The 9,463-nt window shown below is 67.3% G+C and carries 8 protein-coding genes; 5 read left to right on the plus strand and 3 right to left on the minus strand.

Annotated features, from left to right (window positions below; all coding sequences use genetic code 11):
• The first annotated feature begins 207 nt into the window (after window positions 1-207).
• Window positions 208-1,596 (plus strand): phosphatase PAP2 family protein, encoded by a 1,389-nt coding sequence (locus tag ACWC2B_RS35110; protein ID WP_450723904.1) that lies wholly within the window; start codon window positions 208-210, stop codon window positions 1,594-1,596.
• A 120-nt stretch (window positions 1,597-1,716) separates the two neighbouring features.
• Here ACWC2B_RS35110 and ACWC2B_RS35115 read toward each other — a convergent pair whose 3' ends face one another.
• Entirely contained in the window at window positions 1,717-2,514 is a 798-nt protein-coding gene (locus tag ACWC2B_RS35115) for an endonuclease/exonuclease/phosphatase family protein (RefSeq protein ID WP_450723920.1), read from the minus strand.
• A 291-nt stretch (window positions 2,515-2,805) separates the two neighbouring features.
• On the opposite strand from ACWC2B_RS35115, the gene ACWC2B_RS35120 reads away from it, so the two are divergent.
• Window positions 2,806-3,888: a class I SAM-dependent methyltransferase gene (locus ACWC2B_RS35120; protein ID WP_450723906.1), complete on the plus strand. Its 1,083-nt coding sequence runs from the start codon at window positions 2,806-2,808 to the stop codon at window positions 3,886-3,888.
• Between the two features lie 319 nt (window positions 3,889-4,207).
• On the opposite strand, the gene ACWC2B_RS35125 is transcribed toward ACWC2B_RS35120, so the two are convergent.
• A complete protein-coding gene (locus ACWC2B_RS35125) occupies window positions 4,208-5,077 on the minus strand; it encodes a 4Fe-4S domain-containing protein (protein ID WP_450723908.1) in 870 nt (289 codons plus the stop codon).
• A 129-nt stretch (window positions 5,078-5,206) separates the two neighbouring features.
• Between ACWC2B_RS35125 and ACWC2B_RS35130 the strand changes: the two genes are divergently transcribed.
• Complete coding sequence (locus tag ACWC2B_RS35130) at window positions 5,207-5,680, plus strand: MarR family winged helix-turn-helix transcriptional regulator (protein ID WP_450723910.1); 474 nt, start codon at window positions 5,207-5,209, stop codon at window positions 5,678-5,680.
• Window positions 5,681-5,851: 171 nt separating this feature from the next.
• Complete coding sequence (locus tag ACWC2B_RS35135; protein ID WP_450723912.1) at window positions 5,852-7,144, plus strand: YhgE/Pip domain-containing protein; 1,293 nt, start codon at window positions 5,852-5,854, stop codon at window positions 7,142-7,144.
• A 61-nt stretch (window positions 7,145-7,205) separates the two neighbouring features.
• Here ACWC2B_RS35135 and ACWC2B_RS35140 read toward each other — a convergent pair whose 3' ends face one another.
• Window positions 7,206-8,270: an aldo/keto reductase gene (locus ACWC2B_RS35140; protein ID WP_450723914.1), complete on the minus strand. Its 1,065-nt coding sequence runs from the start codon at window positions 8,268-8,270 to the stop codon at window positions 7,206-7,208.
• A 132-nt stretch (window positions 8,271-8,402) separates the two neighbouring features.
• Between ACWC2B_RS35140 and ACWC2B_RS35145 the strand changes: the two genes are divergently transcribed.
• Window positions 8,403-9,221 (plus strand): helix-turn-helix transcriptional regulator, encoded by an 819-nt coding sequence (locus ACWC2B_RS35145; protein WP_450723916.1) that lies wholly within the window; start codon window positions 8,403-8,405, stop codon window positions 9,219-9,221.
• Window positions 9,222-9,463: the final 242 nt, after the last annotated feature.

Genomic DNA, 9,463 nt, shown 5'->3' on the forward strand with positions numbered 1-9,463 from the left:
GCTCAGTCTTGACGCTGCCGAGCACGTGGCCGCCGGTCCTCATCCTCCGGCAGCGGCACCAGACAGCGCGCGTCCATGGCCGGCGGAGCCTCCCGCGCCGCCCTGATGTAATGATCGACCTCTCGACGGGCGCCGCCATCGCCCCCCACCCGGGGACCCACGCCATCCGGCACCGAAGAGTGAATTAATTAAACAAAACCTAACAAAATGGCCAAAAAATTGATATCGATATTCCGGCAACTATTTTCGCGAATAAATCGCAAAAGCGAGTTGCCCGCGTGGCGAAAACCACGGGCGATTCTGTGGGCCGTGTCGGGCGGGGCGGCTGTCGTCCTGCTGATCTCGCTTGAGATCGCCGCGCGGCATTACACCGGTCAGCCCGGGCCGATAACCAACCAGGCACGAGAGGTGATATTTGCCCCCAAATCGGGGCCGCTGTACGCCGGCATGGCGTTGATGATGGTGGTTCTCACCTGGCGGCAACGGTTCATCGCGGCTGGTGTCGCGATCGGTATCGACGTCGTCTTCGTGCTGGTGCGGTGGGCGGTCGACGCCGAAGTGCCCGACGGCCATTACTTCGGCAACGGCGCATTGTGGGTGATATTGGGCTGTGCGGTCATCGCCGTCACGCGCCGCACCGGACCAGAACGTGTCCTGCTGCTCAAAGGCGTCGGCCTCGGCCTGCTTCTGGTGGCGGGCCGCAAGACCGGGGATACCTGGCTGCTCATCACGTCGAAGACCCGCCCGGAGGTACTCGACCCGTACGTGGCACTTGCCGATCACGCGTTGGGCAGCCCGTCATGGCTGGCGGGTCGGCTCCTCAAGGCCACCAACCCGATCGGCTCCCATCTTCTCCACGTGGTCTACGCCCAGCTCGCGGTGGCCGCCATCGTCGTTGCGGTCTACCAGCTACGCAACGTGGCGACCGAGCGCCGCTTCCCACGCCATCACCTGGTGCGCACCTTCCTGGTCATCGGCCTTCTCGGGCCGGCCATCTACATGATCTTCCCGGTGGTCGGGCCGATCTTCGCCTATGGCCCGGGTACCTCGGGCACCGGTGGGGTGCAGTGGGCGGTGGCCAACCTCTGGCCCAACACGCCGCCGCCCATCCACGCCGCACACCCGGTGCTCTACGACGGGATCACCCCGCGCAATTGCATGCCCAGCCTCCACACGGCGTGGGCCACCGCGATCTTCATCCACTCCCGCAAGGGCCCACGAATTCTGCGGTACGCGGGCTCGTTCTGGCTGATCGCCACGCTCAGCGCGACACTTGGCTTCGGATACCACTATGGCGTGGATCTTGTTGCCGGCGTGGTGTTCGCGCTCACGATCGAGGCGGCACTTCGCTCGCTCGATCGCGGCTGGGACCGGCAAGGAATCCAATTGGTCACCTACGGCACAGCGGTTTTCGCCGTGCTCCTCCTTTCGTATCGCTATCTGTCGATGGAGATGGCCACATATCCGTGGGTGTTCGGACCACTCGTCATCCTGGCAATGACCTCGGTGATCTACGCCTACGTACGAAACACCAAACGCTGGGAACCGAAGCCCTCAACTGCTCAGCAACCGGAACCACAACCCGCACTGGCTTGAGGCGCGTCGCATCAGGGGGTGACCGGCGGCCGGGGCACGGCTGGGCGCCGGTCCGAAACTCGTAATAGGTAAGACCAGGCCCGCAGCACCATCCCGTCGAAGGCAATCCCGACCGGCCGGCTAGACCTTCGGGTCGAAGATACGGGAGGAGCCTTCCGGTGGCGCTGCCGTATTTCGTGACGAGTGCGGGCCGGACGCAAGGTCGCAGACCACGCCGAAATGATCGGAGGGCCACAGCTGACCGCGGACGGTGTGGTGGGGAGTGGTGAACGACAAATCGGCGTGCGCTGCCCGGATTCCAGCTGTGAGAATGTAATCGATACGCCGCGCCGGTTCGCGGGCTTTGCGCGCATGCCCGTTGGCGGGTGTGTACGTGTGGCCCGGGCCCTGACCGCTGCACGCCCACGCGTCCTCCATGCGGCGGGTCAGCCACCGGACCTCATCCGTGTCCGGGGCCGCGTTGAGGTCGCCCAGGACCACGACGTCGCGTCCGGCGTGCCCGGCCACGAGTTCCGCGAGGAATCGCACCTGCTGTTGCCTGATGTGCGTGTGCTCCCACTCCCAGGTCAAATGTGTGACGAGCACGGTCGTCGAGCCCACCTCGGCACACAGTACGGACCGGGGCTCGACGCCCGGAGTCGGCAGCGGGAGCACCTCGTACCGTGCGACGGGTGCCCGGCTGAGCAGAGCATTGCCCTGGGTGGCGCGGTTGCGCGCCGAGCGGGCCCGCGCGTAGGTCACGTGATAGCCCAGGGCATCGGCGATCTGCTCTGCCTGGCACCGCGAGCCCTTACGCCACACCTCCTGCAGGCCGACGATGTCGGGAGCGAGCCCCACGAGCTCGGCCTTGATCAGGGGCAGCCGACGGCGCCGAGCCGCGCCCCGTCCCCAGATGTTGAGAGTGACAGCACGTGCCATGTTCACCAACACACCGTACGCCGGGCTGGGCCGCCGTCGGCCGCTGAGGCTTGTCGCGCAGTGATCGTTGCCGCAACCGGTGAAGCCCTTTCACGAGCGATCGCCGCACCTCACAGAGGCAGGACGCTGCCTCATGACGTACTCGCCCCAGCCCCATCCCCAGCCCGAAGGCTCAGGGAGAGCCGCCCCGACCGTCATCGTTCCGTAGGATCCGCGACTCCAATTCGGGCATAACCTGGCAAATAGGTACCTCTGGTTGCGGCGCCCCGCAACCCCGTCGAAGGAGGGACTATGTCGGTTCCTGAAACGCGGCAGACGCCACTGGATCCCGTCACACAGGAGGCATTCGCCGCGGAAGTGGTTGACGTGCTCAACAAAGCGGTGCTGGGGTTTCTCGTCAGCGTCGGTCACCAGTGCGGCCTCTTCGACACCCTGGCCGGCCTTCCGCCCTCGTCCAGTGCCGACCTCGCCAAGGCGGCGGACCTCGACGAACGGTATGTGCGTGAGTGGCTCGGCGGAATGGTCGTCAGCGGATTCATCACATACGACCCCGAGACGGAGACCTACTTCCTGCCACCGGAGCACGCGGCATCGCTGACCACCGCGGCGGGTCCGGACAACCTTGCGGGCATGATGCCTTACCTCGCTCTCATGGGTGAGGTGGAGCAGCAGGTCGTACGTTGCTTCCGCAACGGGGGCGGTGTGCCGTACTCGGCCTATCCGCGCTTCCAGGCGTTGCAGGCCGAGGAAACCGCACGGGTCTACGACTTGGCGCTGGTGAACACCATCGTGCCGCTGGTTCCAGGACTGACCGAACGCCTCGGCAAGGGTATGGACGTCCTCGACCTGGGCACCGGGCAGGGCCACGCGCCTCTGGTGCTTGCGACGGCTTTCCCCGCCAGCCGCTTCCACGGCCTGGACCAGTCGGAGGCCGGGATCGAGGCCGGACGTGCCGCGGCGGCCCGTGCCGGTCTGCGCAACCTCCGCTACACCGTTGCCGATTCGACGGAGATCAGCGGCGAGTACGACCTCATCACCGCATTCGACGTGATCCACGACCTCGCCCGGCCGGCCGAGACGCTCACGGCCATCGCCCACGCCTTGCGAGAGGACGGCACGTTCCTCATGGGCGACATCGCCGCTTCCAGCAGACTGGAGGAGAACATCGGGCACCCCTTCGCCCCCGCGCTCTACGGGTTCTCCGTCTTCTACTGCATGACGACCTCTCTCAGCGCCGGCGGAGCCGGGCTGGGCACGGTATGGGGCCAGGAGACGGCCTTGCGCATGCTCGGAGAGGCGGGATTCACGAACGTCGACACCAAGTCCATCGAGGGAGACCCGCTCAACGTCTACTACGTCGCGACCAAACGCTGACGACCGGACGGGGGCACTTCCTCCTCCTACGCCGATGTGGTCTACCCCCTCCCCCACAACTGGGGCGAAGCCTCCACCCTGCGCCGTCCGCGAGCGGACTCTCTCGGCGTGATGTCAGCGAGCCCGATTCGCCCGACACTGCACCTCAACTGCCCGTTGAACAAAGCTACTTGATGGACCATCAGGCATCCCGGCCGCTACAGAGCATGCGGAACCATCGACTTCCAGGGACCCACCTACGCCGGCGTGAAACTCTCGGTCAACTGCCAGCGCATTCGTCGGCGAACACGGCCGAGGCCGTGCGGAGTTCGGCCGGTCCTCACCAGCGGACGGCCGTGAAGTCGATCGGCCGGGGCCGGAGCAGGCTCGCGCGTTCTGCCAGCGCCCGCAGCCGACGGGACATCTCGTCGGCGGCCAGGCGGTGGCGGTCCCCATGACCGGGCAGGACCCATTCGCATCGCAGCCGTCCGACCGTCCTGGCCAGCGAGGCGGCCAACTCCTCGACGGAGTACCACGTCACGCTGTCCGCGATCTCCAGATCGCTGGTGGTTCGCGACCAGTAGAAGCTGTCCCCGCTGAAGCAGTACCGGTCATCCGCGAGGTAGAGCACGCTCCCCCGGGTGTGCCCGGGGAGGGGGTGGGCGGTGACCCCCTCGCCGATCTCGACAGGTTCCAGGCCCCGGATCACCTGGTCGGCATCCGGTGCCGCGTCGAGGTCTCCTTCGTGGATCCACAGGCGGGCGCCGAAATGGTCCGCGTAACGGCGGCCGTGTGCGGCGTGGTCCCGGTGTGTGAGCAGCACATCGGTGACCGGGCTCGATGCGGCGTAACGCGAGGCGAGCTCAGGGCTCCAGCGCGGCGTGTCGATCATCATCGCCGTACCGGATGGTCGCAGCAGGAGGTAGGAGTTGGCACCGGCGGTGTGCTGGGAGTTGTGTCCGCAAATCAGTACGCCGTTGTCCAAGGCCATCGGAAATGGGTCGAGCGCCTGGTCGATCCGTCCGGACGCCCGGCGGATCGAGCGTGTGGGGCAGGCGAAGGCGGCCGCGTACAGGCTTCGTGTCTCCGCCTCATCACGTGGCGAGCGGAGGATCTGCGACTTTCCATCGGCCTCGGCGATCAGGCCGGGTGCGAGTTGCCGGGCGACGTCGCAGTTGGTGCAGCGATCGTCCACGTACCAGCCGTCCATGGCAGGACTCCTTCCCAAGAGGGCACATCAGACCAGGCCCGTCGCTGCCCCCAGGTCGAGGGGGCAGCGCATCGGATACAGTAGCTGCATCACTAAGTATCTTAATCGTGAAGGTAAATGGAACCCCGCATGCGCGTCAATCACCAGATCGGCCAGTCCGGCGAACCGGCCGACCGGATCATCGCGTCTCTGACGGACCTCGCCGGAGCCCTTGGACGACTCAACGACCTGATCGCCCAGCGTCTCGGCATCGCGCAGACCGATCTGCTCTGCCTGCACATCCTCAACCGCGCCGGAGCCTCCACCGCCGGTGCGCTCAGCTCCCAGCTCGGGCGCTCCACCGGCGCGGTCACGCACATGATCGACCGTCTGGAGAAGGCGGGTTACGTCCGGCGCAAACCGGACCCGAAGGACCGCCGCCGCGTACTCGTCGAAGCGTTTGCCCCAGGGCTTGAACGGATCGCCTCGTTCTACGAGCAGATGGACGCCCGCAGCCGCCGGCTGACGGCCGCCTTCTCCGACGACCAACTCACGGCGATCCACGCCTTCCTTCAGGGCAGTTACGACAGCACCGTCGAAGAGTGTGACCGGCTGATCCGGTAGCCCGGCTCCTCCCCCACAGCGGCGTCGACGCCCGGCGCGCCTCGGGCAACCCCGATGCGTGCGCTCCGCCGTCGGGTGGAACCGTCGGGCGGGGCGGGCGTGGGGCTCCGGGGCCGGGGACGCGGCCGCAGTTAGGTTGCCCGTGCTGCCCACCGAAGCCCCTGGAGAGCCATGACTTCCCCTGTCCAGCCCCCCGCGGCCGAGGCGAGGCCGGGCCAGGCGCGCCCGGGCCAGGTACTGCGCAACCCCAAGATCTGGAAGTTCCCCACGGTCATCGTCTCGGTGACCGTGCTGCTGCTCTCGCTCCTGTACATGGGCGGCATCGTCGACCCGAACGCGCACATGCACCGGCTGCCCATCGGTCTGGTCAACGCCGACCGTGGTGCCGTCATGGCCGGCCAGCCCACCAATCTGGGTGCGCAGATCACCGACTCGATCGCCAAGGCTCCCGGTGAGCGGGTGTCCTGGAAACGGTTGGAGGAGTCCGTAGCCCAGCATCAGTTGGCCACGGGCAAGCTCTACGGGGTGCTGGAGGTGCCCGACGGATTCACCGCGGCGGTGGCGGCGCTCCCCGGCGGCTCGGCGGCGGCCCCGGCACGACCCACCATGATGGTCCTCACCAACCCCGGCGTGGGCAGCCTCGCCTCCTCTTTTGCCAGCAACATCAGTCAGACGGCCGCTCACCAGGCCTCGCTGCAACTCGGCAAGACACTCTCCGCGTCCTCGGCCGGTGCGAGCGGTACGGCCCGGCTGCTGCTCGCCGACCCGATCGGCGTCACGGTCAAGGTGGGCCACCCGATCGGGTCGCACAGCGGTCTGGGCCTGACCGCCTTCTACTACACGCTGCTGCTCGTGCTCGCCGGCTTCATGGGCGGCAACATCATCAGCAACGGCGTCGACGTGGGCCTGGGCTACGCGGACAGCGAGATCGGCCCCTGGCACACCCGCCGCCCGGTGGTACCGATCAATCGCACCCGGACCCTGATCGTCAAATGGGCCATGTCCCTCGCGATCGCCGCGCTGACCTCCGCTCTCATCATGCTGGCCTGCGTGGTGATCCTGGGAATGGATGCCTCGCACCTGTGGCTGCTGTGGGTGTTCTCGTTCTGCGCCAGCGCCACCGTGGGCCTCGGAGTGCAGTCGGTCAACGCGGCGTTCGGCGGCATCGGACAGCTCGTCAGCATGTTCGTCTTCATCGTGCTCGCCCTGCCCTCCTCCGGCACGACGATTCCGCTGGAGGCGTTGCCCGGCTTCTACCGCTGGCTCGCGGTGTTCGAACCGATGCGACAACTCGGTGGAGGCGTGCGGGCCATCCTCTACTTCGACGCGCGCGCCGACGCCGGTCTCACCCGCGCCTGGATCATGATCTCTGTCGGGGCGGTGGTGGCTCTGGCCTTCGGCCTGGCCGCGGCTTCCTACTACGACCGCAAGGGGCTGCACCGCATGGTGCCGAAGGACTCCTGACTGGCACCCCGTTTGGCCGCGTGTGGTGCGTTTGGCCGGGGCTGCTCAACCGCCGTTCCAGTTAGCGGCGGGGCTCGACCTTCAGGTCACCGCGGGTGAACGCGCGGGTCGTGTCGCGGGCCAGCATGTCGTGCGGGAAGCCGAGTCCGATCGCGCTGGCCTCGTCGAGGCGGGCCAGTTGGGAGGAGGTGAAGTCGACCTCCAGAGCGCCCAGATTGTCCTCCAGCTGGGCGAGGGTACGCGCGCCGACGATCGGCGCGGTCACCCCCGGGTTCTGCAGGGTCCAGGCCAACCCGACCTGAGCGGGTGTGCGGCCCAGCTCCGTGGCGATGTCCCTTACGACGCCGACGATGGCGAGGCTCCGTTCGGTGAGGGCGCCGTTGGCGATGGTGACGCTCCTACGGGTGCCGTCACCGGATGCGGTGTTCGTCGCCGTCGCGTCGTCGCGGCTGTACTTGCCGGTGAGCACCCCGCCGGCCAGCGGTGACCACGGGATCACCGCCAACCCCATCTCGCGTGCCATGGGGATCAGGTCGCGTTCCCCGGTGCGCTCGATCAGGTTGTACTCGATCTGCAACGCGACCAGCGGCGACCAACCGCGCAGGTCGGCGATCGCCTGCATCCGCGACACCTGCCAGGCCGGGGCGTTGGAGATCGCCACATACAAGAGCTTGCCCTGCCGGACCAGATCGTCCATGCCGCGCAGGATCTCCTCGACCGGCGTCGTGAAATCCCACACGTGCAGGTAGAGCAGATCGATGTAGTCCGTATTCAGCTGTCGCAGACTGGCTTCCACCGACGCGAACAGGGTTTTCCGGTGATTTCCCCCGGAATTCGGATCGCCGGGCCGACGCAGCGTGGAGTATTTCGTCGCCAGCACCAGACTTTCCCGGTTGTCGTGGCTGAATTCGCCCAACAGGCGCTCGGAGCTGCCGTTGGTGTAGGTGCTGGCGGTGTCGATGAAGTTGCCGCCGCGTTCGACGTAGAGGTCGAACAGCTTGCGCGCCGCGTCCCGCTCGGCGCCCCAGCCCCACTCGGTGCCGAAGGTCGCCGCGCCCAGCGCCAGCGGTGAGACCCGCAGGCCGGAGCGGCCAAGGAGCCGGTAGGTGTCGAGGGTGAGCGACATCGTGTCCTCCTGTGCTTGTGTTCCGTTGCCGAAACCAAGTCTGTGACCGTCGCGAGCCGGGGATAAGGGAGAGAAGTTCCTGGGAATGCCAGTCCTACCCTGCCCGTTGGACGGGACGTGATGACTCGCACCGTGGACGCGACACAGGAGCTGGCCGCGTTCCTGCGGACAGCGCGCGAACGCCTGGACCCGGACGATTTCGGCCTGCCGACGCGTCGGCAGGCCCGGCGGACTCCGGGATTGCGCCGCGAAGAGGTCGCCGAACTGGCCGCGGTCAGCACCGACTACATCGTGCGGCTGGAGCAGGGACGCGGGATACGGCCTTCAGCGGACGTGGTGGAAGCGCTGGCCCGGGCCCTGCGCCTGGCCCCCGACGAGCGTGCCTACCTCTTCAACCTGGCCCAGCAGCGCCACCGCGGCACCGACAAGCCCGCCACCACCGCGGCGCCACCGCTGGCCGGGCTGGTCGCCGACCTGTCGCCGCTGCCGGCCATGCTGATGAACCACCGCTACGACATCCTGGCCTGGAACGGCGAAATGGCGAGGCTGCTACTGAATTTCGACCCCCTGCCGCCGCGGCAGCGCAATGCGATGTGGCTGTGCCTGATGCATCCGCGGATCCGCGAGCTGTACGTCGACCGCGAACGCGTCGTGCGGGAGGGGGTCGCCCATCTGCGCGCCGCATGGGCCGCGCATCCGGAAGATCAGGCGTTGACCGGCCTCATCGACGAATTCACCACGCGCGACGAGGAATTCGCGCGCTTGTGGGCCGAGCGGGACATCAAGGTCAACGGTCGCGGGCGCAAGGAGATGCGACATCCTGAGGCCGGCGTGATCGCGGTGCATTTCGAAGTGCTTGTGCCACTTCAGGATCCGGATCAGCGGTTGGTGATCTACCGGGCCGCGGACGACGAGAGCCAGTCGGCATTGGACCGGTTGTGCGCACGGTGATGCCTAAGCGTCCATCCGTGCATTGAGAGCCTGTGTCTGAGCCGAACCGTCGTTACGGCCTGGCCGCACCGATACTCCGACGCGTCATCCGGCGTGTTTACGGAATTCAGCCCCCGCCACCCGCCGGTCCGTGGCGCGAGGCCGCTCGGCGTGGCGCATGGGCGACACCGTCCATCACGTCACGCGAGTCCGCGGCCGCGGCGCAGTGCCCCTGTTTCCGGACCCGTCAGCACGGGGTCCGG

It is taken from the genome of Streptomyces sp. NPDC001415 (assembly GCF_053597395.1).